The sequence below is a fragment of the Staphylococcus nepalensis genome (assembly GCF_002442935.1).
GTDB classification, from domain to species: Bacteria; Bacillota; Bacilli; order Staphylococcales; family Staphylococcaceae; genus Staphylococcus; species Staphylococcus nepalensis.
Genome location: NZ_CP017466.1, coordinates 1307886 through 1331949 on the forward strand (window position 1 = coordinate 1307886; position 24064 = coordinate 1331949).

At 33.6% G+C, this 24064-nt stretch carries 22 protein-coding genes; 12 read left to right on the plus strand and 10 right to left on the minus strand.

Annotated elements, in window-relative coordinates; translation table 11 throughout:
* Positions 1-176 precede the first annotated feature (176 nt).
* Positions 177-1298 carry an HAD family hydrolase gene (locus BJG89_RS06175; protein ID WP_096809160.1) on the plus strand — a complete coding sequence of 374 codons (1122 nt, stop codon included), beginning with the start codon at positions 177-179 and terminating at the stop codon, positions 1296-1298.
* A 262-nt stretch (positions 1299-1560) separates the two neighbouring features.
* Here BJG89_RS06175 and serA read toward each other — a convergent pair whose 3' ends face one another.
* From serA to BJG89_RS06190, 3 genes are all read right to left on the minus strand, one after another.
* Positions 1561-3201: a phosphoglycerate dehydrogenase gene (serA, locus tag BJG89_RS06180; protein WP_096809161.1), complete on the minus strand. Its 1641-nt coding sequence runs from the start codon at positions 3199-3201 to the stop codon at positions 1561-1563.
* Positions 3194-4354, minus strand: a complete 1161-nt coding sequence (locus BJG89_RS06185; protein ID WP_096809163.1) for a pyridoxal-phosphate-dependent aminotransferase family protein — start codon at positions 4352-4354, stop codon at positions 3194-3196. Before BJG89_RS06185 ends, serA begins: the two co-directional genes overlap by 8 nt.
* Before the next feature lie 164 nt (positions 4355-4518).
* Positions 4519-4959 (minus strand): SACOL1771 family peroxiredoxin, encoded by a 441-nt coding sequence (locus tag BJG89_RS06190; protein ID WP_096809165.1) that lies wholly within the window; start codon positions 4957-4959, stop codon positions 4519-4521.
* A 78-nt stretch (positions 4960-5037) separates the two neighbouring features.
* Between BJG89_RS06190 and BJG89_RS06195 the strand changes: the two genes are divergently transcribed.
* On the plus strand, positions 5038-5781 hold the full coding sequence (locus BJG89_RS06195; protein ID WP_096809167.1) for a glycerophosphodiester phosphodiesterase: 744 nt from the start codon (positions 5038-5040) through the stop codon (positions 5779-5781).
* Positions 5782-5976: 195 nt separating this feature from the next.
* Here the strand turns inward: BJG89_RS06195 and BJG89_RS06200 are convergent, their stop codons facing one another.
* From BJG89_RS06200 to BJG89_RS06215, 3 genes are all read right to left on the minus strand, one after another.
* Positions 5977-6498: a GNAT family N-acetyltransferase gene (locus BJG89_RS06200; RefSeq protein WP_096809168.1), complete on the minus strand. Its 522-nt coding sequence runs from the start codon at positions 6496-6498 to the stop codon at positions 5977-5979.
* A gap of 361 nt (positions 6499-6859) precedes the next feature.
* Positions 6860-7462 (minus strand): 30S ribosomal protein S4, encoded by a 603-nt coding sequence (rpsD, locus tag BJG89_RS06205; protein WP_096809170.1) that lies wholly within the window; start codon positions 7460-7462, stop codon positions 6860-6862.
* Between the two features lie 239 nt (positions 7463-7701).
* A complete protein-coding gene (locus BJG89_RS06215) occupies positions 7702-8166 on the minus strand; it encodes a GAF domain-containing protein (RefSeq protein WP_096809173.1) in 465 nt (154 codons plus the stop codon).
* 224 nt (positions 8167-8390) lie between these two features.
* On the opposite strand from BJG89_RS06215, the gene ezrA reads away from it, so the two are divergent.
* From ezrA to BJG89_RS06260, 9 genes are all read left to right on the plus strand, one after another.
* Positions 8391-10082 carry a septation ring formation regulator EzrA gene (gene ezrA, locus BJG89_RS06220; protein WP_096809176.1) on the plus strand — a complete coding sequence of 564 codons (1692 nt, stop codon included), beginning with the start codon at positions 8391-8393 and terminating at the stop codon, positions 10080-10082.
* A gap of 336 nt (positions 10083-10418) precedes the next feature.
* Positions 10419-11555, plus strand: a complete 1137-nt coding sequence (locus BJG89_RS06225) for a cysteine desulfurase family protein (protein ID WP_096809178.1) — start codon at positions 10419-10421, stop codon at positions 11553-11555.
* On the plus strand, positions 11552-12775 hold the full coding sequence (thiI, locus tag BJG89_RS06230; protein WP_096809179.1) for a tRNA uracil 4-sulfurtransferase ThiI: 1224 nt from the start codon (positions 11552-11554) through the stop codon (positions 12773-12775). The genes BJG89_RS06225 and thiI overlap by 4 nt, the downstream gene beginning before the upstream one ends.
* 75 nt (positions 12776-12850) lie before the next feature.
* Positions 12851-13627: a sulfite exporter TauE/SafE family protein gene (locus BJG89_RS06235; protein WP_096809181.1), complete on the plus strand. Its 777-nt coding sequence runs from the start codon at positions 12851-12853 to the stop codon at positions 13625-13627.
* Between the two features lie 213 nt (positions 13628-13840).
* Positions 13841-14833 (plus strand): signal peptide peptidase SppA, encoded by a 993-nt coding sequence (gene sppA, locus BJG89_RS06240; RefSeq protein WP_096809182.1) that lies wholly within the window; start codon positions 13841-13843, stop codon positions 14831-14833.
* Positions 14834-14842: 9 nt separating this feature from the next.
* On the plus strand, positions 14843-15394 hold the full coding sequence (locus BJG89_RS06245) for an RDD family protein (RefSeq protein ID WP_096809184.1): 552 nt from the start codon (positions 14843-14845) through the stop codon (positions 15392-15394).
* Between the two features lie 76 nt (positions 15395-15470).
* Positions 15471-15965 carry a thiol peroxidase gene (tpx, locus tag BJG89_RS06250; RefSeq protein ID WP_096809186.1) on the plus strand — a complete coding sequence of 165 codons (495 nt, stop codon included), beginning with the start codon at positions 15471-15473 and terminating at the stop codon, positions 15963-15965.
* Between the two features lie 158 nt (positions 15966-16123).
* Positions 16124-17071, plus strand: a complete 948-nt coding sequence (locus BJG89_RS06255; protein WP_096809188.1) for a class I SAM-dependent methyltransferase — start codon at positions 16124-16126, stop codon at positions 17069-17071.
* A gap of 86 nt (positions 17072-17157) precedes the next feature.
* Positions 17158-18357, plus strand: coding sequence for an acetate kinase (locus BJG89_RS06260; protein ID WP_096809191.1), 1200 nt, complete (start codon positions 17158-17160; stop codon positions 18355-18357).
* 407 nt (positions 18358-18764) lie between these two features.
* On the opposite strand, the gene BJG89_RS06265 is transcribed toward BJG89_RS06260, so the two are convergent.
* Positions 18765-19943: an esterase-like activity of phytase family protein gene (locus BJG89_RS06265; protein WP_096809192.1), complete on the minus strand. Its 1179-nt coding sequence runs from the start codon at positions 19941-19943 to the stop codon at positions 18765-18767.
* A gap of 227 nt (positions 19944-20170) precedes the next feature.
* Positions 20171-20674, minus strand: coding sequence for a universal stress protein (locus BJG89_RS06270; RefSeq protein WP_096809194.1), 504 nt, complete (start codon positions 20672-20674; stop codon positions 20171-20173).
* 150 nt (positions 20675-20824) lie between these two features.
* On the opposite strand from BJG89_RS06270, the gene ald reads away from it, so the two are divergent.
* Positions 20825-21940 (plus strand): alanine dehydrogenase, encoded by a 1116-nt coding sequence (gene ald, locus BJG89_RS06275; protein ID WP_096809197.1) that lies wholly within the window; start codon positions 20825-20827, stop codon positions 21938-21940.
* A gap of 270 nt (positions 21941-22210) precedes the next feature.
* Here the strand turns inward: ald and BJG89_RS06280 are convergent, their stop codons facing one another.
* On the minus strand, positions 22211-22840 hold the full coding sequence (locus tag BJG89_RS06280; protein WP_096809198.1) for a copper homeostasis protein CutC: 630 nt from the start codon (positions 22838-22840) through the stop codon (positions 22211-22213).
* Positions 22837-23889: a M24 family metallopeptidase gene (locus BJG89_RS06285; RefSeq protein ID WP_096809200.1), complete on the minus strand. Its 1053-nt coding sequence runs from the start codon at positions 23887-23889 to the stop codon at positions 22837-22839. The genes BJG89_RS06280 and BJG89_RS06285 overlap by 4 nt, the downstream gene beginning before the upstream one ends.
* Between the last annotated feature and the right edge of the window lie 175 nt (positions 23890-24064).

The window sequence follows — 24064 nt, forward strand, 5'->3', positions numbered from 1 at the left end:
CACGCATAAAAATAAACGAATTTTTATAATTTCGTTTCATTTCTATGCGTGATTTTTTGTTGTAAGTATAAAGTTTGTTTGCCGTATATTATTATCAAAAATACATTGCTCTTTTAACATGTAAATAGTACGATGTAGTAGTATCAGAATTTTCTGATTAAAGGAGAGGAATGCATATGAAGTCGGTACTATTTGATGTTGATGGTGTATTTTTAAGTGAAGAAAGATGTTTTGATGTTTCTGCGTTAACAGTATATGAAATGTTGATGAGTAAAGACTATATTGGTATAGACCCTAGTATCAATTTTCAAACATTAAATGATAAACAAATATCTGAAATTAGAGATATCGTATTTTACCATGATGAAATTTTAACCAAGTTAAAATCACTTGGTTTAAACTCGAACTGGGATATGCTATTTATCGTGATTGCTCTTCATTTTATTGAATTATGTAAATCTTTATCACCAGATAAATTATCCATTGTATTAGATACAGACAATTTCAATGAACAAACACTGCAATTTCTTGGTGAACATATTTCAGACATAGCGCTTAATTTTGAACTACCGCTATCATTTTTAGACGGTTTAAGTTCGGGTAAAGATCATATTTATCAAGCGCTTGTTACACATGCGAATGATCAATTAAATACAGATAATGATGGATTATTTGAATTAAAAAGCCCGTTTTGGTTGTTAGCACAGGAAATTTATCAGGAATGGTACTTAGGTTACCAATTATATAATGAAGTTGAACAAAAACCGCAGCGTTCTAATTTTAAACAAGGTTATATTTATCAAGAGGTTGCGCTTAGACCAGTTAATGAAATGAAACAGTTGTTAGAAGATTTGAAAGACGCTGGTTACCAAATTGCGATTGCTACAGGACGACCTCGAACAGAAACGCTAGTACCATTTGAAAGTTTAGGTATTAAATCACTGTTTGATGATATACATATTGTTACGGCAAGCGATGTTTTGACAGCAGAAGCACATTTCCCTGAGTTAAAGCCATTAGGGAAGCCTAATCCGTTTAGTTATTTAGCTACATTAGAAGGTAATTATCTTGAAAATTATAAAAAATATGCCACAAACCAGCAAAATCGCGTAAATAAAGATGAAGTGTTTATCGTAGGGGATTCTTTAGCTGATTTGTTGAGTGCTAAAAAGATTGGAGCTACTTTCATTGGCCCATTAACTGGATTGAAAGGGCAAAAAGCACGTAAAGAATTAGAAGATTACGACGCAGAGTATATCGTTAATCATGTGAGCGAAATTAGAGAAATTCTTTTATAAATACAATGAACATGTTGAAAAAGCTGAGACAAAATAAAATGTCTCAGCTTTAAATATATGATCCGCTAACTACCCTTATAATAGTATCGCGAAAAATAGTATGAGTGAGAGCGTTAAAGTATCGAGTTATTTCGTTAGGTGGGTATGAAAGTTTAAAATCAGGGTAATTTAAATACAAAAAGACACCTCCACTCAAATTTATAAATGAAGGTGCCTTTTACTTTAAGAAGCATAGGCGTCTATCTTCTAAAGTTTAAAACTGTTAAATATGATACGTCTCGCTCGCTTTTTCATCTAACTCTATGCTGGATTCCACATTTAATTCTACACTTCTGATAAGGTTAAAGCCTTCAATTTCATATAAAGCTTCAATAACATCTTGAGTGACAGGATGGTCAATGGACAGCACCATTAGTGCATTACCACCTTGGTTGGTACGGCCTAAATGCATTGAGGCGATATTGATATTATATTCGCCTAATATTTGTCCAGTACGTCCAACAATACCTGGTCTATCGTTATGGTTAATTACAAGTTGGTGTTTTTCCGGTTTGAAATCAACAGGATAGTCGTTGATGCGCACAATTCTAGGACCATAACCATTTAATACTGTCGCGCCAATTTTAATTTGTGTGTCTTTATTAATTAATGTTAGTTCAATATAGTTACTAAAACCACGGTGTTTTGTATCTTTCTCTATATTATATGATACACCTTGTTCATTGAGTAATACTAAAGCATTAATTAAATTAACACGTTCCGCTAAATCTTGACGTAAAACGCCAGATACAAGTGTTCTAGTGAGCAAGCTTGTATCATCGATTGCAATATCACCTTTGTACTTAATTTGAAGTTCACGTGGCGCTTTCTCTAATAATTGAATGCCTACTTCACCAGTTAATTTACTTAATTCAATATATGGTTTTAGTTCATCATTGATTTCGTTGAAAGACATTTTTGGAGCGTTAATCGCATTAACGACATTACCCTGTTCAAAGATATCTACAATTTCATTTGCAACAGAAACAGCTACTTTTTCTTGTGCTTCTACAGTTGAAGCGCCTAAATGTGGTGTAACAATAATTTTATCATGTGCTACCAGTGGTGAATCGGTTGCGGGTTCAGTTTCAAATACATCGATTGCAGCGCCTTGAATTTGGTTTGCATCCAGCGCTTCAATGAGGGCATCTTCATCAATAATACCGCCACGTGCCACATTGATAATTTGTAATGTTGGTTTGGCTTTATCGAAAAAGGCTTTATCAACAATGCCTTTTGTTTTTGGTGTGAGTGGCGTATGCACAGTGACAAAATCTGCTTGCTCAGCAATTTCTTCTACAGTAGCACGTGTCACATTAAGTTCTTTGGCTTTGTCTTCAGAAAGATAGGGGTCAAAAGCAAGGATATTCATACCGAAACTTTGCGCTCGTTTTGCTACGCCAATACCAATTCTTCCGGCTCCAATAACGCCTAAAGTTTTATTATAAAGTTCAGTTCCTCTATATATTTTACGATCCCATTTTCCGTTTTTAAGCGATTGGTGTGCTTGTGGCACATTACGTGCCATCGATAAAATCATAGCCATTGAATGTTCAGTAGCTGAAATGGTGTTCCCATCAGGTGCGTTAATAACGATGACACCATGCTTTGTAGCAGCATCTACATCTATATTATCTACCCCAACACCCGCACGTGCAATGACTTTTAGGTTTGGTGCCGCTGATATAATATCTGAAGTGACTTGTGTTTGACTTCTCACTATCAGTCCTTCGTAATTCGTAATAGTTTTTGCTAACTCTGTTTTGCTTAATTCAGTATTGACATCAACTTCAAAGTCTTTATGTTCTGTTAAACTTTTTAAACCTTCTGGTGAAATAGGATCTGAAACTAAAATTTTATACATATGCTTTTACGACCTCCATATATTGCGTAATTGCTTTACCAACATAAGATTCATTTCTAAATTCTGTTAATAATATTTCTAATGCTGAAACGACTTGTAAAATATCAAAGGGTGATATTTGTCCCATATGACCAATACGTAAAATCTGACCTTTTAAGTGACCTTGACCACCAGCAATCGTAATTGCAAAACGCTTTTTCAATTCATTTTTAATATAGTCTAATTCATCTTTGGATTTTGGTACAAAAGCCGTAACAGTAGGTGAAGCATAAGCGTCTTGAACTAATAATTCTAGATTTAGCGCATTTAATGCTTGTCTCAACGCATCACGTATCGCGTAATGTCTAGCGATAACTTGATCCAACCCTTCTTCATTTATGAGGTTAGCATAAGCATTTACACCTCTAAATAAAGATACATTAGGTGTGAAAGGCGTAGAGTTCTCTGTTAATGATTTTAAATACTTATTTAAATCTAAATAAAATCTAGGTGTTGTAACTTGACTAAAACGAGCTTTAGCACGGTCGTTATAAGCTACAAAACCTAACCCAGGCGGAAGCATAATTGCTTTTTGACTTCCTGAAACAAGCACATCAATATTGTCACGATTTAAATCTACATCTACAGCACCAATACAACTGACACCATCGACTACGAAGTAGATATCCTGATCAAAGTTTCTTAGTGCTGTACCCAATTCCTGAACAGGGTGTAAGACTGCCGTTGAAGTTTCACAATATTGGCTAAAAACTGCTGTTATATCTCTTTTTAATGATTTTAAGAAGTCTATAAAGTCCGGTATGTTTACTGCTTGTCCCCATTCAACTTCGAATATATGTACATTATCGTAATATGCTTCTGCTATTTGCTTAAATCTGTTGCCAAAAGCACCTGAAACAATAATAACAATATCTTCTTCTGGGTTTGCAATATTTAACATACTCGCTTCAAGCACACTTGTGCCGCTAGAAGTAAGTATCATGACTTCATTTTCAGAACCAAAGACAGGTTTGAGTGCTTTAAATGCCTGTTCAGCAATTGCTTCAAAATCGCTAGAACGGTGTCCTACCATAGGTAATTGCGTTGCGTATAATATTTGGTCTGGCACTGGTGTAGGTCCTGGTGTTAATAATAAAGGATTATAATAGTTCATATGTAATTCCCCCATTGCTTATGATTGTCAAGTTTAGCAAATTTTCAGAAAATATAAAAGTACAAAAATTAATATTTATTAAAAATAAACACAATTTTAAATAAATGTAAGGGTATACATTGTTATTGTAATCATATTCCGTCATACATAAAATGAATTCAAAATTATTTTATTATGGGCTCTATTTTCACATCAACGTTGCCTCTAATTGAATTGGATATCATACAGTTGTTGTCTGCAATTTTTAGTAATTTAGGGAGTTTCTTTTCTAATAAATCTTTTTGATTTTTGTCAACCGTTATTTCTGGATAGTGTGTAATTGAATCCATTTTAAATTTAGCATTTTCAAATATGGCTAAGCCAATTGAAGATTGTTGTATCTCAATATGATCAAAGCCTGAACGTTCCAGTACTGCTGCTAATGAAATGATATAACATGAAGAGGCGGCAGAAACGAGTAATTCATCGGGATTAGTTCCAGTTCCATTACCTCCTAAACCTGCTGGTATTGATATTTGTTCATCTAAGACATCTCCTATAAGATTTCCTACAGATTCACGGCCATCAGACCATTGTGTGTTAACTTTAAATTGATGTTGAACCATTGCTATTGACCTCCGTTGATTATATGATAACTTAAGTTTAGACGATTCTACCGTATAATGAAAGGGGAGGGGATTTTAATGCAATTAAAAGAGGAACGACAAAACCTTTTGTTAGTTGCACACCGAGGCTTGTCTTCAGAATATCCAGAAAATACATTGATTGCATTTCAAGCAGCATTACAAAGTAATATCGATATGTTAGAAATAGATTTACATAGAACAGCAGATGGCTGTCTAGTTGTTATACATGATGATTCCATTGATAGAACGTCCAATGGCAGTGAAAAAATAAAAGCAGCTACATTGGACGCTTTAAGACAATATGATTTTGGAATAAGTAAAAATAGCCTGTTTGAAAGACAATTGATACCGACATTTGAAGAAGTATTGCAGTTAATTCAATCATTGCCTCAAACACTATTAATTGAAGTGAAACAGCCTAAAAATTATCCAGGTATTGAAAATGATTTGTTTAATAAATTAGAGCAATATAACATAAATAAAGATAAAGTCATTATACAATCATTTGATCAAAACTTTATCGAAGTATTGTATAAAAAGGGCTTTGGGTGTCGATTGGGTGTGTTAATAAGTAGAAAGCGATATTGGTATCACATGCCTAAATTTAGAAAAATATCAGCTTATGCTGATTTTGTTAACCCTCACTATTCATTAGTGACTAAAACTTTTATGAAACAAGCACACCAAAACGGTTTGAAAGTAATGCCATATACGGTAAATGATGGAAATCTTGCTAGGAAATTAGAGCGTCTAGGTGTAGATGGTTTAATCTCAAATAATCCAAATTTATTATTTCATTAATACTATAAACGTTAAGTGTTGGTTACGAATTTTTTAGAAAAATGAAGCATTTTGGTGCAGATATAATTAAAATTTTTTAATCGTACATTTACATAAATATAAATAAAAGACTGATTTCTATTTCATATACTAGAAACCAGTCTTTTTAAATGTTGTACTTTGAAATTTCACGACCAATGTATTAAGGTAAAAAGATTATTGTAGTGGTTCATGTCCACCATAACTAATCCAATTCTTTTTCAATAAACCCATCACATGACAATCATTATATTGTCCTCGTGTATAGAAATGTTCTTGCAAAGTCCCTTCGATTTTAAAATTTTGCTTTTGATAAATATGAACTGCTTTTTCATTAGTGACGTCTACGAACAAATAAATTTTATGCAAGTTTAATACTAGAAAAGCATAATCTATAGCCATTTTAAATGCTTTTGAAGCGTATCCTTTACCACTATATTGGCCATCAACGATAATTTGAATCTCACAGTTACTATGTATAAAATCAATTTCAACTAACTCAACTACACCAATGCGTTCTGATTCTTCTTCTATAATAAATCTTCTCTCAGATTCATCTAAAATATGTTTTTTATAAAGTGATTGTAGTTCACTTAAAGATTGGTATGGCTCCTCAAACCAATAGGACATATTAGCATATTCATTATTTAAACGATGTACAAAGTCTAAATCTGTTTCTTCTAAAGCTCTAATTTTCACTCATAACACTCCTTTATCATATATACTATATATGATAGAGGAAAAAGTAAAAAGTAAAATAGAGCATAATTTATAAATAAGATTGAAATCTATTCAACCAGGGTTTAATTTATGAAAATACAAAAATCACAATGCCAAATTAAACTCAAATCACTTAAAAGTAGGTGGGAGAAGATAAGTGAAAACGATTCGAAGTCCATATCGAAAAGGCAGAAGATGTTGGAAAAGTAAACCATTTTATATTTAGATTTTGACCGCATTGTTCTAACCATCTATACATTAAAAGATATAAGATGGTTTTCAATACTGATATCAATAAAAAACACCAACCATTTTGGTTGGTGTTTTTTATTGAAGACAATTATCTTGAATAGTACTCAACGATAAGTTGTTCATTAATTTCTGCTGGTAATTCACTACGTTCAGGAATACGGATGAATTTACCTTTTAAGTTGTCTGCATCAAATTCTAAGTACTCAGGTACAAAGTTGTTGATTTCAACAGATTCAGCAATGATATCTAATTTAGCAGATTTTTCACGAACTGAAACCTCTTGTCCTGGCTTAAGTGTGTATGATGGAATATCAACACGTTTACCGTCTACTTCGATGTGACCGTGGTTAACGATTTGACGAGCTTGACGACGCGTACGAGCCAAACCTAATGAATATACAACTGCATCTAAACGAGAAGCAAGTAATTGCATGAAGTTTTCACCATGTACACCTTGTTGGTTACCAGCGATTTCGAATGTGTTATGGAATTGTCTTTCAGTTACACCATATAAATAACGTAATTTTTGTTTCTCACGTAATTGTAAACCATACTCAGACATTTTTTTACGTTGGTTTGGACCATGTTGTCCTGGAGCGTATGGGCGTTTTTCTAATTCTTTACCAGTACCACTTAATGAGATACCTAAGCGACGAGATTTTTTCCAATTTGAACCTCTGAATCGAGCCATAATAAGACTCCTCCTTTATCTTTTTTGTTGTTATGAAAAAACAAAAAAGAGTGTTGTATGCTTAACTGGATATATTGTTTTATGTGTCCTCGCCTCATAGCTACGGTTACACGGCACGCCCGCATCGGGAACAATATAGAGCCAATTAATATACAACTGCTAATTTCGTTTATTCACACAAAGAGTATTGTATCATGATATATCGTTCTGTCAACTCTTGAGTTGAAAATAAGTAGAAATTAAGTTAGTTGTTGCTCGATAATCGCTACAACTTTTTCTAAACCTATTTGGTCGTCGTTTCCAAAGCGATTTGTAATTGGCGCATCAATATCTAAAACACCAATTACTTTGTTATTCTTATGAATAGGAACTACAATTTCAGATTTACTATTTGCATCACAAGCGATATGACCTGGAAAGGCATTAACATCTTCGACTAGTTGCGTTTCATTTTCAGCAACAGCTGTACCACACACGCCCTTACCAACAGGGATATGTACACAAGCTGGATGCCCTTGGAACGGACCTAGGATTAATTCATTCTCTTCCATCAAATAAAACCCTACCCAATTAATTTGATCTAATGAATCATTTAGTAGCGCAGATACATTACTTAAAATAGCAATGGTATTTGAGTCGTCTTCAATTAAACTAGACACTTGTTTTTGTAATAAGTCATAATTTGTTACTTTGACTTCTAACATAAAAAAACCTCACTTTTTACTTTTCATTTATTATAAAGACTGTTTTAATAGTAATCAATCAATTAAATTGAAAAGGCTTTATTGAAGATAACATTATACATATTATTAATAGAGAGTGATTTAATACTTATTTTAAATAATTAAGGCGATTAGCTCATTTTCTCTTTTAATGGGTAGGTAACTTACGTTATAATGAATAGTGATAAAATAGGAGGAGAAAACATATGGTATTGTATGTCATTTTAGCAATTATTGTCATTATACTGATTTTTGTCGGTGTATTATTCTATATGCGTTCAAACAAAAGCCAGATGATAGAAAAGGCTGAAACGCGTAAATCAAAAGTAGAGCAATTACCCTATGATGAAAGTCTATCTCAATTATCTGAGTTAACTTTAACTGGCGAAATGAAATCTACTTATAATAATTTAAAACAAAATTCATTAGATAGTAAAAATCAATATTTATTACCAGTAGAAGAAAAAATTCATCAAGCAGAAGGCTTATTGGATAAATTTAAATTTTCACAAGCACAGACTGAAATTGATGAAGCACATGAATTGATGGATAAATATGAAGAAAACTATAACGAACTTAATTCGTATGTGGAAAATGTTTTAGAGTTACATAAAGATAGTGATCATTTATACGAAGCGTGCAAGGTAGACTACCGTGAAATGAAACGTGATGTATTAGCCAATAGACACCAATTTGGTGAAGCAGCAGAACCATTAGAACAAGAAATTGAATCATTTGTTCAAGAAATAGAAACATATGAATCATTGAAAGCAGAAGGTAATTACAATCAAGCGCATGAGCATATCAAAACATTAAATGAAGATATGAATTATTTGAAAAAAGATATGGATGAGATTCCTGAATTAATTAGAGAAGCGCAAAAAGAATTACCAGGCCAATTCCAAGATTTAAAATATGGCTGTAGAGATCTTAAAGTGGAAGGCTATGATTTAGATCATGTCAAAATCGATAGTTCACTTCAAACGCTTAAAACAGAATTAAGTTTTGTGGAACCGATGATTAGTCGATTAGAATTAGACGAAGCAAACGATAAATTAAATAGTATTAATGATCGACTTGATGAAATGTATGAACTCATAGAGCATGAAGTTAAGGCTAAAAATGAAGTAGAAGAAACTAAAGAAGTTATCACTGATAATTTATTTAGAGCAAAAGAAATGAATTACACATTACAAACTGAAATTGAATATGTTCGAGAAAATTATTACATTAATGAAAGCGATGTTCAAAATGTACGACAGTTTGAAAATGAAATTCAAAGTATGATTTCTGTTTATGATGAAATTTTACGAGAGATGGCCAAATCAGCTGTAAGGTATAGTGAAGTTCAAGATAATTTGAAATATATTGAAGAGCATGTTGATGTTATAAATGAAAAACAAGAAAAATTACAGAATCATTTAATTCAACTGCGCGAAGATGAAGCAGAAGCAGAAGAAAATATCTTGCGTATACAAAGTAAAAAAGAAGAAGTTTATAGAAAATTATTAGCTTCTAATTTGCCAAGTGTGCCAGAACGATTTATTATTATGAAAAATGAAATTGATTACGAAGTCCGAGAAGTTAATAAAAAATTCAGTGTAAGACCGATTCATGTTAAACAATTAAAAGATAAAGTATCCAAAGTTGTTTTACAGATGAATAAATTCGAAGATGAGGCTACAGATGTACTTGTAAATGCAGTTTACGCAGAAAAATTAATCGAGTACGGTAACCGTTATCGTAAAGAAAGTTCAAATATTGATAAGAGTCTCAATGAAGCTGAAAGATTATTTAAAAATAATCGCTACAAACGGTCAATTGAAATTTCTGAACAAGCGCTTGAAAGTGTAGAACCTGGCGTTACAAAACATATTGAATCGCAAGTAATCAACTAAGACCAATTTTTAGTGATTGAAAATGTGCAAGGGCTGGGACATTTATCGATGTCGCAGCCTTAAATATGATATAGGCAGTAGACGGCTGGTTTTGAAAATAGACGCATAGCATGCTTTGACAAACCACGTCATAAATGTGGGGGCGGGACAATGAAATCTTTTTAAACAATAGATTTCTGTTCCGCTCCCTTTTCTTTTTATTAAAAGCGAGTATAATGCTAAAAGGAAAACGCTAAAAATATGTTAAAAAGGATAAGTATTTATCCATATTTCGATAATTGCTAAGAACTCAACAAAACAATAAACAATCAACTATACAGAACTGGAGTGAACAAATTGATTTATCTTGATAATGCTGCGACGACTAAGCCGCATCAAGACGTATTAGATACATTTATTACTGTGAATGAATCGCTATACTTTAATCCTAATAGTCCGCATAAAGCTGGCTTACAAGCAGAGCAATTATTACAAAAAACGAAAGCACAAATTAAAGAGCTATTTCATTTAAAAAATAGTTTTGATATTGTGTTTACGAGCGGGGCAACCGAATCAAATAATATAGCAATTAAAGGTATTGCTTATAAGAAAAAAGATTTTGCTAATGTCATTATTACTTCTGTTTTAGAACACCCTTCAGTGTTAGAAGTTGTACGTTCATTAGAAAATGAAGGATTTAATATAGAATATGTAAACGTGACGAAGGAAGGACAACTTGATTTAGAGCATTTAAACTCATTAATGTCAGATAACGTAGCGCTTGTCACTTGTATGCATGTAAATAATATAATGGGGCAAGTTCAACCATTAGAAGAAGTGGCTCAAATTGTACATCAATATCCTAAAGCACATTTACATGTAGATGCAGTGCAAGCAATAGGAAAAGTCCCCTTAAATTTTGAAGCGGCAGATACGTTAAGTTTAAGTGGGCATAAATTTCATGGATTAAAAGGCCAAGGTGTTTTATTTGTGCGTAACTTACATCAGCTTGAACCGATTATTCACGGTGGCGGACAAGAGTATGGCGTCAGAAGTGGGACAGTGAATTTACCTGTAGACATATCCATAGTAAAAGCCTTGAAAATAGCTGTAAATGAAACGAATGAATTGTATAATAAATTAAGTGCATTTAATCTCGAAATCATTCAATTTCTGAAAGGTTACCATGGTGTGCAAGTCAATTCTCCTCTCGGTGCATCGCCGCACATTTTGAATATTGGCCTTCCTGGTGTGAAAGGTGAAGTTTTAGTTAATGCATTTTCTAAAAATGATATTATGCTTTCTACTACAAGCGCTTGCTCATCTAAAAAAGCGTCTTTAAACGAAGTACTTTTAGCAATGAAGATACCCAAAAAACAAATCGAAGGTAGTATTCGAATATCCATGGGTGCTAATACGACCTCTGATGATATTCAAACTTTCAAAGAAAAATTTAAAAATGTATATGAAGAAGTAAGGGAGTTGTTAAGATGATTTATGATCACATATTAGTGAGATATGGCGAACTAACATTAAAAGGCGCTAACCGAAAGATGTTTGTTAATAAATTGCGTGCAAATGTTAAACGTGCTTTAATGCCGTTGCAAGGTTATAAAGTTAAAGCGAATAGAGATAGAATGTACATTGAATTATACGAAGGGGCAGATATAGATGAAATGTGTCGTAGACTGGAAAAAGTATTCGGTATATATTCTATAAGCCCTGTGTTGAAAATTGAGAAAACAGTGGAAGCGGTACGTGATATTGCTGTGAAATTTGCTCGAGATTACGAAAGTGACGATACGTTTAAAATTGACGTCAAACGTTCAGATAAAAACTTTTCATATGATACGTATCAATTGCAAAAGGATATTGGTGGTGCAGTGTTAAATGCGACAGACCATTTAACGGTGGATGTACATCACCCTGATCATACAATTAAAGTAGAAGTACGTTTAGATGCGATTTATGTTTATGATAAAGTGATTTCTGGTTCAGGCGGTCTACCAGTTGGTACAGGCGGCAAGACGTTATTGATGTTATCGGGTGGCATTGATTCTCCGGTAGCAGGTATTGAGGTTATGAGAAGAGGGGTCACTGTCGAAGCAATTCACTTTCATAGCCCACCATTCACAAGTGAAAAAGCGAAAGATAAAGTGATTGAATTAACACGAATTATGTCGACACACGTTGGCCCTATCAAATTACACATTGTGCCATTTACTAACTTACAAAAACAAATTAATAAAGAAGTCCATGAACGATATACGATGACTTCAACGCGACGTATGATGATGCGTGTTGCAGATAAACTTGTGCATGAGATTGGCGCACATGCCATTGTAAATGGGGAAAATTTAGGACAGGTTGCGAGCCAAACATTAAAAAGTATGTACGCAATTAATCGTGTGACATCAACGCCAGTATTACGTCCGCTATTAACTCTAGACAAAGAAGATATTGTCAAAAAATCTAAAGATATCGGTACGTTTGATGTTTCTATTCAGCCATTTGAAGATTGTTGCACAATTTTCACACCCAAAAACCCTGTAACAGAACCAGATATTGAAAAAGTAGAAAAATTTGAAAGCGTCTATGATTTTGAACCTTTAGTGCAAGAAGCGTTTGAACAAATTGAAACTTTAACAATCACACCAGATTATCAAAGTGACAAAGATTCTGAAACACAAGCACTAGCAGATAATTTATTCTAATATAGCCTTACATTTATCTATTAGATATCATAATGAATGCTTATAAATTAGATAATATAGACAGGGGATGGAAACATGTTAGATTGGGATATTTCAATTGTCCTTATAATTATACTTCTAGGTTTTTTAGCAGCTTTTATTGATGCTGTTGTAGGTGGCGGTGGACTAATTTCTATACCAGCGTTATTAGCAGTGGGCATGCCCCCTTCAATGGCATTAGGGACAAATAAGCTAGCAAGTTCTTTTGGTTCTTTAACAAGCGCTTATCGCTTTTTGAGATCAGGTAATGTTGATCTAAAGATTGTAGGAAAACTATTTCCGTTTGTATTTATTTTATCTGTGTGTGGTGCAAGCGTGGCTACGTTTTTACCGGCTGAATTGTTGAAACCACTCGTAATTATAATATTAACAATAGTCATGATTTATACACTTGCCAAAAAAGATTGGGGCAGTGTCCGTACGTACACTAAATTAACGTTTGGAAAAGCAGTCATATTTACCATGCTTATGTCATTAATAGGTTTTTATGATGGATTTTTAGGTGGCGGAACAGGGTCATTTATGCTCTTTATTCTATTAATGTTTGGCTTTGATTTTTTAGGGGCTGCAGGTAATGCTAAAGTATTAAATTTTGCATCCAATTTAGGTGCTTTATTATTATTCATGATACTAGGTCAGGTTGACTATTTTTATGGGTTGATTATGGCTATAAGTATGATTTGTGGCTCTTATGTTGGTGCAGCTTTTGCAATTAAAAAAGGTGTAAGCTATGTCAAAGGTTTGTTTATTATCGTTACAGCAATATTAATTTTAAAAAATGCTTATGACTATATTATACAAGTAATACATTAGGTGAAAGTATAATTTAAATTATAACAATATATTATTTTAATAGCATATTTATAAAAATAATGAAGCAGGCAAGAAAACTAAAATAGAAATATTTGTTTTCGTTAGCCTGCTCCTTTTATATTTAAAAAGTAAATTGAGGTATACACCGTTTAATTGATTATGTTTAAATTGTATTTGGAAAGATTGAAATAAATATTATGGGAGTGAATAGAGATGTCGAAGAAAAGGGTCATAGCAATTGTACTTGCAGTAGTTATTGTACTAGGAGGTGTCGTTATGAGTTCGATTTCGACTGTTATATCTTCGCTTTTTAATGAAGATAGTTCATCGGAAATGGATCCATTTACTGAAACAGTTGAAAAAGAAGGCGACGCTACCAAGAGAATTGCGCATTTAACTTTAAATGGAGAAATAGCTGAAGGAACCGGAGGCGGTATGTTTGGAGGATCTGGTTATAACCACGAAGCATTTCTTAAACAATTAGATAAAGTTAAAAAAGATAGTTCGATTAAAGGTGTGCTGTTAAGTATTAATACACCTGGTGGTGGCACATACCCAAGTGATGAAATTTATAAAAAGATTAAAGAAATAAAACAAAAACATAAAAAGGTTTATGTACATATGGAATCAATGGCCGCTTCAGGTGGTTATTATATAGCTGCACCATCTGATAAAATATACGCTGGTCCTCAAACGACAACTGGTTCCATAGGCGTTATTATGTCAAACGTAGATTATTCAGGTTTACAAGAAAAACTAGGCGTTAAAGAAAATGTAATCAAATCTGGTAAACATAAAGATATTATGAGTAGTTCCAGAGAAATGACTAGTGAAGAAAAAGATATATTGCAGTCAGTATTAGACGATAGTTATGAACGATTTGTTAATATTGTTGAAGATGGCAGAGACATGTCAGAAGAAAAAGTTAAAAAATTGGCTGACGGTCGTATCTATAGTGCGCAACAAGCTAAAGCAAATGGCTTGATAGATGAAATTGGTTATAAAGATAACGCTTTGAAAGCACTAAAAAAAGATATCAATGCTGAAGATGCAGAAGTATTTAAATATAGCGAAGGCGGCGGTTGGTTCAGCTCTCTCTATTCCACTAAAACAACAATAGGTCAATTCAAGAATGACTTAAACGAATTAAAATCAATTATCAAAAATGATACAGAAGCTGAACCGATGTATCTATACGAAGGTTAGGTGTATATAATGGATAAGCACACAAACGAAGAAGCGGTACAAAACGATTCGAAAAATCATACATCTGAAATAGAAACACTCTATCACCAACAATTAGCGAAGTCTTTATACGCCGGGTTTGGGATAAGATTTTGGAGCTTTATTATTGATTTATTAATCATATTTGGTCTTCATAGTTTGGTTTTAAAGCCCATATATCAATTTACTAATATAGATGAAATGAAGTTATGGATTGATTATTTTAGTATCGGTCATATGTTAGATGCACTTATTTTTTATATTTACTTTGTATTAATGACTAAGTTTTTCAAACAAACTATTGGAAAAATGATTTGTAATATTAGAGTAGAACGGTTAGATCGTCAACCGCTTTCATGGTCGGATGTTTTATTTAGAGAATGGATCGGCCGTATTATCAGTGGTGTAATGTTTAACTTACCGTACTTGGTTACATTATTTACTGACAAGCATAGAGGGATTCACGACTTCTTTGCTAGCACGGTAGTAATAAAAAATAAATTCGAAAAAATCTTTTACCTAAAAGAAAGTAACAAACTTTAGTAGGTATAAGTTTATTTTAATACAGCAAACGGGTATACTATTTGATGTAAGTACTTTTTAATAGGAGGCGTGCAATATGGCACAAATTACATTTAAACAGGAACCAGTAACTTTATATGGTTCTCAAGTGAAAAAAGGAGAATTTGCTCCAGAATTTACTGTGTTAGACAACGACTTGAATGAAGTAAATCTAGAAACTTACGATGGACAAAAAAAATTAATCAGTGTGGTTCCATCAATAGACACAGGTGTATGTGATCAACAAACACGTAAATTTAATGAAGAAGCTGCGGAAGAAGATGGCGTTGTATTAACGATTTCTGCAGATCTGCCATTTGCGCAAAAAAGATGGTGTGCATCAAATGGATTAGACAACGTAATCACTTTGAGCGATCATAGAGATTTATCTTTTGGTAAAACATATGGCGTAGTTATGGAAGAATTACGCTTGTTAGCGCGTTCTGTTTTTGTATTAGATAAAAATAATAAAGTAATTTATACTGAAGTTGTTCCTGAAGGCACAGATTTTCCAGATTTTGATGCAGCTTTAGAAGCATACCGAAGCATATAAAAATATAAAATTGTCATAAGCATACGTTTGAACCGACTCATAAACAGTATCATTGACATTATAATTCAAACTGTCCATAATTATTTGGTAATATAAGTTAGGGGTACTGACTTAATTTCAACTTAATTATGGACAGTTTTTTTAGAAAGGACTTTTAAATGGCACAAGAAGAAACAGTAATGGAGAAATTATTTAAAACACTCGATGAAAAAGCTAAGGCTTTGAACGAAGAGAATGGCCAAAGTTTTATGGAAAATTTAGGGCTTGCAATGGAAAACGTTTATACGGAACAAAGATCATTGCTTGAACAGGCAACCTTACAAGATAGACGTAAGGCATTTCAATTTGCTTACCTAAATTTAATGCAAAAAGAAGATATCCAAGCTAATCACCAAATTACGCCTGATTCAATCGGCATGATTTTAGGGTTTCTTGCAGCACGCTTCTTAAAGAATAAAGAAGCATTTCATATTGCGGATATAGCTAGTGGCGCTGGACATTTGAGTGCTTCTGTGCACGAGGTATTATCGGAACATACAATGATGCATCATCTCGTTGAAGTCGACCCAGTATTATCACGCGTAAGTGTACATTTAGCAAACTTTTTAGAAATCCCATTTGATGTGTATCCTCAAGATGCTATCATGCCTTTACCTTTTGAAGATGCCGACGTCGTTATTGGCGATCTACCCATTGGTTATTATCCATTAGATGACAGAAGCAAAGAAATGGAATTAGGGTTTGATGAAGGGCATAGTTTTTCGCACTATTTATTAATTGAACAAGCAATTAGTGCATTAAAAACATCTGGTTATGCATTCTTAGTGGTGCCAAGTGATTTATTTGAAGGTACAAATGTGAAACAGTTGCAAAACTTTATTGCTACAGAAACAGAAATGCAAGCATTTTTAAATTTACCATCTACATTGTTTAAAAATGAAAAGGCACGTAAATCTATCCTTATTTTACAGAAAAAAGAAACTAATGTAACGAAGCCTGTAGAGGTGCTATTAGCAAATATACCTGATTTCAAAAGCCCACAACAGTTCCAAGCATTTTTACAAGATTTAAATGCTTGGATGGCAGAAAATCACCCTGAAAATTAAACTGTAATATTCTTGAATTCGCACTGTATTAATGATTAAATAGATATGGATATTAAAAACTTAATTTAAATTGGAGGCATTATGCTATGTCAAAATTAATTTTGGCCATTAACGCTGGTAGTTCATCATTGAAATTTCAACTTATTGAAATGCCGGAAGAAAAAATTGTTACTAAGGGACTTATTGAACGTATTGGGTTAAAAGACTCTGTATTTACAATTGAAGTAAATGAAGAAAAACATAAAGAAACTTTAGATATTGCAGATCATGAACAAGCGGTTAATATCATGCTAGAAAGCTTCAAGAAACATGGCGTGATTGACAGTATCTACGATATTGATGGCACAGGACACCGTGTTGTACATGGAGGGGAATTATTCCCGAATTCTGTTTACGTTACAGATGAAGTTGAAGAGCAAATTGAATCTCTAAGTGAATTAGCACCACTACACAACCCTGCAAACTTAATGGGTATTCGTGCTTTCCGCAAGTTGTTACCAGAAATCCCACATGTAGCTATATTTGATACTTCATTCCATCAAACAATGCCAGAAAAATCATATTTATATAGTTTACCTTATCAATATTATGAAGATTATGGTATTCGTAAATATGGCTTCCACGGTACAAGTCATAAATATGTATCACAACGCGCTGCTGAAATTTTGGGTAAACCAATTGAAGAGTTGCGTATCATTTCATGTCATATCGGTAATGGTGCGTCAATAGCAGCGATAGATGGAGGCGAATCTGTAGATACTTCAATGGGCTTCACACCATTAGCAGGTGTTACTATGGGCACGCGTTCAGGTAACATTGACCCAGCTTTAATTCCATTTATTATGGAAAAAACTGGTAAAAACGCCGAAGAAGTACTCAACACGCTAAATAAAGAATCTGGTTTATTAGGTATTTCTGGTACTTCAAGTGATTTAAGAGATATTATTGACGATGCTAAATCTGGTAAAGAACGTGCACAGTTAGCGTTAGATGTATTTGCATCTAGAATTCATAAATATATTGGCTCGTATGCTACGCGTATGCACGGTGTAGATGTGATTATCTTTACTGCAGGTGTTGGTGAAAACTCTGATCCTGTTAGAGCAAAAGTATTAGAAGGTTTAGAATTTATGGGTGTTTATTGGGACGCTAAGAAAAATGAAGCGATTCATGGCGAAGAAGGCTTTATTAACTACCCACATTCACCTGTTAAAGTTATCGTGATTCCAACGAACGAAGAAGTAATGATTGCACGCGATGTTGTTAAATTTGGTAATTTAGACTAATGTTACAGAGGACGAGATATCAATTATGTCTCGGCTTCAAAGTAGGATACACAGCGTGAGCGTAAAGTAGCACTTCTTAATTTATGCAGTTAGTGATACTTATGCATATGCTTTAACACATGTATGTGATTTAACTTCACTTTTTACTTATACATGCGAGGGCGAGATAGAATTTATAAATTCTATCTCGCTTTTTTATATACTTAAATTCGGTGTCTCAGCGTATATCATTTAAAAAGGTCATTATTTTCTTTTAATTAAATGCTTATAGCTTAAATCAAGGTCATATATGTTAAAAGATTTTAAACCCATTATACTTTTTGACAACTACTTAAATATTTGGGGCAAAACTAAAAGACGACACAATTGTGTTTAATTCAATAGTTAGTCGTCTTATAGTTTACATATTATTTTTCATCTGTTGGCTCTACATCAAAAGCAATCAGATTCGTTTGCTGTTTGTTATTGAAGTTATTATCTGAAATAAGCACTAAACTGTCATGGCCATTTGGTAGTTTAGGACCGAATGTCATACCTTCAATATTATCAATATGGCCAACATCTTGTTCATTTAAATTTGCAATTAAATGTTTTTTAACTGGTGATATTTTATGATTTTGAATTGAATTCATATTTTTAATGTTTGTGCCACTCGTCACATCCGCTTTATATATACGTATATCATTTTTAAATTGATTATTATTGTTTTGAACACTTGCACGTTCTAATATTAAAAGTTCTTTTTCATTTAACATTAATATTTCGGCGATGCCATTTTCTGCTTCTTTATTTTTACCAGGTTTTTGAGGGATGGCGTCTAGCGGGTAGGCAATTTCAGAGATGGTATCTCCTTGTCTATTATACTGTGTTAAGCGGGTATGGGAACCTGAATTTGTAGTTGGTAATTGATCATCTTGAATAATTGGTGCTTCCATCGATGCCCAAATATGTTTGCCATCTTCAGTAAAGGTACTGCCTTCTAATGCTAGATTATTACGAAAGCCTTGTTTGTTTTGATGATCCATTTTAAGTGGGGTATGTATTGGAATTTCAGAAATAAAATCACCATTTTTAGATGCTATTCTTATGAATGGATTTAACCCCAACTCACGGTCGCCTTCACTGGTGTATAGAATTTGATGATTGTTTAAAGGATTAACGCGAATTGATTCAGGATCGGCTACCGCATGATTTGATTCAGAGGTAAAGTCATTTTTGTTTGGATATGTTGTTTTATCTGGCTGTTTTAGATAATGCATTTGAGTAAACTTAATATGATTAAACTGTTGCTTATTATAATTAATATGTGCTTCATAAAATCTAGCATGGTCTTTTTCTGAACGATCGTCACTAATCATTAGCCATGTGTTACTTTTAGGGTCGTAATCTATGCCAGACAAGCCACCGATACTAGCCCCTTTGTATTTTGTTTGATAGGGGATGGTTTCTGTATCGATGTATGTTAGTTGCGAGGCAGTTTTTTGATTGGATTTCATATTTTTTGTTTCTGCATATGTATTAGAGGAAAGACTTAAAATGGAACAACCTACTATACTCAAAATAATTATCCTTTTAAAAGAATTCATATCATCTACTCCTTTATTTATGTGCTGTTTGATTTAAATTTTAAAATACAAATATGAATTTTGTTTGAAATTGATATAACATGTTTATAACAAATTAATTTAAAAAGCGACCTAAAAGCAGATTATAAAAAAATAGTTTGCTCTCAACATTGAGGCAAACTATTTTTGAGTATTTGTATGATTCACAGGATGACATGGTTTAACAATCCAGTTAAATTACGCTATTATTAACGCGCTTGATATTTTGATCTGAATTCGTCTGTAGCAACTTGTGGTTGGAAATCTTCAGGAAGTTCTTCAGTGCGCACAACTAATACGTCACAAGGTGAGTGGCGAACGATGGCTTCTGATACAGAGCCGACTATGAATCTTTCGACCGCATTAAGGCCTGAAGTACCACACATAATTAAATCTGCTTCGACATCCGCTGCCAATTTTTTAGGTATAATTGCCTTTGGAGAGCCAAATTCTAAACGTGTTTCCACGTCAGTAACGCCAGCATTTGTAGCGACTTCTTTGTAACCTTTCAATAGATCTTCAGAGAAGTTTTTAGATTTTTCGGTAAATTGAGCATCGTAAACTTCATAGGAAGAATAAGTTCTTGAATCAATTACATTTACAATAGTTAATTTTGCTTCATTACGTTTTGCTACGTCTACTGCTTTGTTGAACGCCCATTCAGCTTCATGTGATCCATCTACTGCAATTAATATGTTTTTATAAGTTAGCATCACAATTACCTCCTTCATCTTCTTGATTATATTATACCACTATTTACAGAATATTAACATAATTTGTAGTCGTTAATAATGTAAAAATACTCTAAACTATGATTGCGCTTTCACAAAATACACGTTACTATAAATTTGGAGGTGGATAAAATGATCATAGGTATTCCAAAAGAGATTAAAAACAATGAAAATAGAGTAAGTTTATCCCCAAGTGGTGTACATGCTTTAGTAGAAGAAGGGCACTCTGTCATTGTTGAAAAGTCTGCAGGTTTAGGTTCATATTTTGAAGACGAAGACTATATAACAGCTGGAGCTAAAATTGGTAATGGGCCTGCTGAAGTATGGGATGTTGACATGGTTATGAAAGTTAAAGAACCATTAGAAGAAGAGTTTCAATATTTTAAAGAGGATTTAATTCTATTTACGTATTTACATCTAGCAAATGAAAAGAAATTAACACAAGCTTTATTAGAAAATAAAGTCATTGCAATCGCGTATGAAACGGTTCAGTTGCCTGATAAATCATTACCACTATTGACACCTATGAGTGAAGTGGCTGGTCGTATGTCTGCTCAAATTGGTGCTGAATTTTTACAGAAATACAAGGGGGGCATGGGTATCTTACTTAGCGGTGTGCCTGGCGTAGCTAAAGGTCGTGTAACGATTATTGGCGGCGGCCAAGCGGGTACAAATGCTGCTAAAATCGCTTTAGGTTTAGGCGCGGATGTTACAGTTTTAGATGTTAACCCTAAGCGTTTACAAGAGCTTGAAGATTTATTCGATGGTCGCGTACATACGATTATGTCTAACCCATTAAATATAGAAGAATGTGTTAAAAATAGTGACTTAGTGATTGGGGCGGTGTTAATACCTGGAGCTAAAGCGCCCAATCTAGTTTCTGAAGACATGGTTAAATCGATGAAAGATGGTGCGGTTATCGTAGATATTGCTATTGACCAAGGCGGTATTTTCGAAACAACAGATCGCATTTCAACGCATGATGATCCAACATATAAAAAACATGGTGTCGTACATTATGCAGTAGCGAATATGCCTGGTGCAGTGCCACGTACTTCTACGATTGCATTAAACAATGCGACATTGCCATACGCATTACAAATTGCTGGAAAAGGTTATTTAAAAGCATTACAAGATAATGAGCCTTTATCTTTAGGTTTGAACACAATTAACGGTGTATTAACAAATAAAGGTGTAGGAGAAGCGTTAAATTTAACATATGCCAATATTGAAAGCGTACTAAAATAACTTGATTCAATTTGGAAAATAGTATCAAAATAAAAAACTGGCCATCTCATACGAATCGAAGGGATGGCTAGTTTTTTTAATTAATTAACAATGAATGTCTATACGATTGAGACATAAACAAACAATCTAGTCTCAACTACAATATAGGCCAGTAGTTGGTTAAATCTGACATTGCACTTATAGTTAGCTTTTAAGATTGGTATAATCATGACTAAAAGGCGCAACGAAAATTAAAGCATAAGATCGTTATTCGTTTGTCATCGTTAGGTGCTAAACAATTTGAGTGCCGTGCACTTCTTGGAAAGGAAAGGCAGCTAGGAGCTTTTGTACATTAAATTTGTTCAGACCACCGCCGGGCATAATTTCGATGTCCCCGCCTGAATTGACTACCAATTTACCTAGTTGGTTTAGATTGTCAAATATATCCGAATCAGCTGGACCGCCGTGCGTTAGCAGACGCGTAAAGCCAATATCAATTAATTGATGTAACGCTTTTATTTGGCCTTGTAAATGTATTTGATCAAACGCCATATGACATACAACTTGTTTCGGCGATGCTAGCTGTTTTAATGTCTTCATTTGCCATTCATTTAATGTATCATCATCAGTTAGGCAACCGAAAACAAAATAATCAATATCACAACGTTTGATCGCAGTTATATCGCGTTGCATAATTTCAAAATCATAAAGACTATATACAAAGTTACCGCCACGTGGACGAATCATCACAGCGATTTCTACGTTATTAGCTTTACACATTTCAGTCGCAATTTCTATCATGCCTATACTTGGTGTTGTGCCACCGACACTTAAGTTATCACAAAGTTCAACTCGGTCGGCGCCATGTTTGATAGCATATTCAATTTCCTGTACTGTTTCAACTACAGCTTCTTTAATCATTTTTGATACCCTGTTAAACTTTCGTTCCCATTTTCTGTAACGAGAATATCATCTTCAATACGTACACCAGCAACGCCTGGAACATATATACCAGGTTCCACAGTTACAACCATTCCAGGTACAAATTTATTTGTATTTGTACTAGACACATCTTGATATTCATGTTCTTCTAATCCTAATCCATGACCCAAACGGTGAGGGAAATAGTCACCATAACCAGCGTCACTAATAATGTTACGAGCGATAGCGTCCACGTCTTTAATCGTCACTCCAGGTTTAATTGCCGCAATGGCTTCTTGTTCAGCTTTTAAAACAGTATCGTAAATTGCTTGAGCTTCCGCACTTGGTTGTCCAAATTGTACTGTTCTTGTCATATCACTACAGTAATTTTCGTAAATAACACCTAAATCAAATAATACAAATTCATCATTTTGTAATTGACGGTCTCCTGGAACTCCATGAGGTGAAGCAGCATGGTCACCGAAAAGCACCATAGTATCGAAACTCATTTCATTTACGCCATAAGCTTTAATTTCATATTCGATATGATTAACTACTTGGCGTTCTGTTACGCCTTCTTTTAAAAAGTTGACACCGATTTCAATACATTTATCTGCGAGTTCACATGCTCTTCGAATTTTTGCTATTTCGCTCTCGCTTTTTACATTACGAAGAGATTTGATAATATGGTCAATATCCCCAAATGATTGGACATTGAAAGCTGCGATTAATTCACGCTGGCGTTGTAAAGTTAAATGCGCTGCTTCGACCAGAATCTTATTAATAGCTAGTGGGTATTTATCTAAAGCGTTTTCGGTGTCTAGATAGCCAATGATTTCACCTTCAAAAGGAGAGGCTTTTACTTCTTCTACTTCCAGTTGTGGGCAAAACAGGACTTGCTCACCATTTTCTTTGATAAGTAACGCTAGTAAACGTTCATGAGGATCACTTAAATAACCTGTGAAATAAAAAATATTCAGTGGTGTGGTAATCCATGCTGCGTCAGCATGTTGAGATTTCAGTTCTTCTGTAACTTGTTGTAACTTCATTGTTTCATCCTCCTAAATGTAATATCATACTAATTTTATGTTAGTTTATGAAGGAATTCAAAAATAATATATTAAAATTAAATAGACCGATTATAATTTCGATGAAAGAAAAGGCTATTTGTGTCGATGTTTTACAAAAATGTGTTATAACCAGCTGTAATTGTGGTATATATAA

Excerpts from the sequence above, each read along its gene's own strand:
- BJG89_RS06195 (WP_096809167.1), top strand. The coding sequence starts at position 5,038 with ATGCAATTAAAAGAGGAACGACAAAACCTTTTGTTAGTTGCACACCGA.
- sppA (WP_096809182.1), top strand. The coding sequence starts at position 13,841 with ATGTCGAAGAAAAGGGTCATAGCAATTGTACTTGCAGTAGTTATTGTA.
- BJG89_RS06235 (WP_096809181.1), top strand. The coding sequence starts at position 12,851 with ATGTTAGATTGGGATATTTCAATTGTCCTTATAATTATACTTCTAGGT.
- ald (WP_096809197.1), top strand. The coding sequence starts at position 20,825 with ATGATCATAGGTATTCCAAAAGAGATTAAAAACAATGAAAATAGAGTA.
- BJG89_RS06255 (WP_096809188.1), top strand. The coding sequence starts at position 16,124 with ATGGCACAAGAAGAAACAGTAATGGAGAAATTATTTAAAACACTCGAT.
- BJG89_RS06215 (WP_096809173.1), bottom strand. The coding sequence starts at position 8,166 with ATGTTAGAAGTCAAAGTAACAAATTATGACTTATTACAAAAACAAGTG.
- BJG89_RS06245 (WP_096809184.1), top strand. The coding sequence starts at position 14,843 with ATGGATAAGCACACAAACGAAGAAGCGGTACAAAACGATTCGAAAAAT.
- rpsD (WP_096809170.1), bottom strand. The coding sequence starts at position 7,462 with ATGGCTCGATTCAGAGGTTCAAATTGGAAAAAATCTCGTCGCTTAGGT.
- BJG89_RS06265 (WP_096809192.1), bottom strand. The coding sequence starts at position 19,943 with ATGAATTCTTTTAAAAGGATAATTATTTTGAGTATAGTAGGTTGTTCC.
- serA (WP_096809161.1), bottom strand. The coding sequence starts at position 3,201 with ATGTATAAAATTTTAGTTTCAGATCCTATTTCACCAGAAGGTTTAAAA.
- BJG89_RS06285 (WP_096809200.1), bottom strand. The coding sequence starts at position 23,889 with ATGAAGTTACAACAAGTTACAGAAGAACTGAAATCTCAACATGCTGAC.
- BJG89_RS06190 (WP_096809165.1), bottom strand. The coding sequence starts at position 4,959 with ATGGTTCAACATCAATTTAAAGTTAACACACAATGGTCTGATGGCCGT.
- ezrA (WP_096809176.1), top strand. The coding sequence starts at position 8,391 with ATGGTATTGTATGTCATTTTAGCAATTATTGTCATTATACTGATTTTT.
- BJG89_RS06175 (WP_096809160.1), top strand. The coding sequence starts at position 177 with ATGAAGTCGGTACTATTTGATGTTGATGGTGTATTTTTAAGTGAAGAA.
- BJG89_RS06270 (WP_096809194.1), bottom strand. The coding sequence starts at position 20,674 with ATGCTAACTTATAAAAACATATTAATTGCAGTAGATGGATCACATGAA.
- BJG89_RS06260 (WP_096809191.1), top strand. The coding sequence starts at position 17,158 with ATGTCAAAATTAATTTTGGCCATTAACGCTGGTAGTTCATCATTGAAA.
- BJG89_RS06280 (WP_096809198.1), bottom strand. The coding sequence starts at position 22,840 with ATGATTAAAGAAGCTGTAGTTGAAACAGTACAGGAAATTGAATATGCT.
- tpx (WP_096809186.1), top strand. The coding sequence starts at position 15,471 with ATGGCACAAATTACATTTAAACAGGAACCAGTAACTTTATATGGTTCT.
- BJG89_RS06185 (WP_096809163.1), bottom strand. The coding sequence starts at position 4,354 with ATGAACTATTATAATCCTTTATTATTAACACCAGGACCTACACCAGTG.
- thiI (WP_096809179.1), top strand. The coding sequence starts at position 11,552 with ATGATTTATGATCACATATTAGTGAGATATGGCGAACTAACATTAAAA.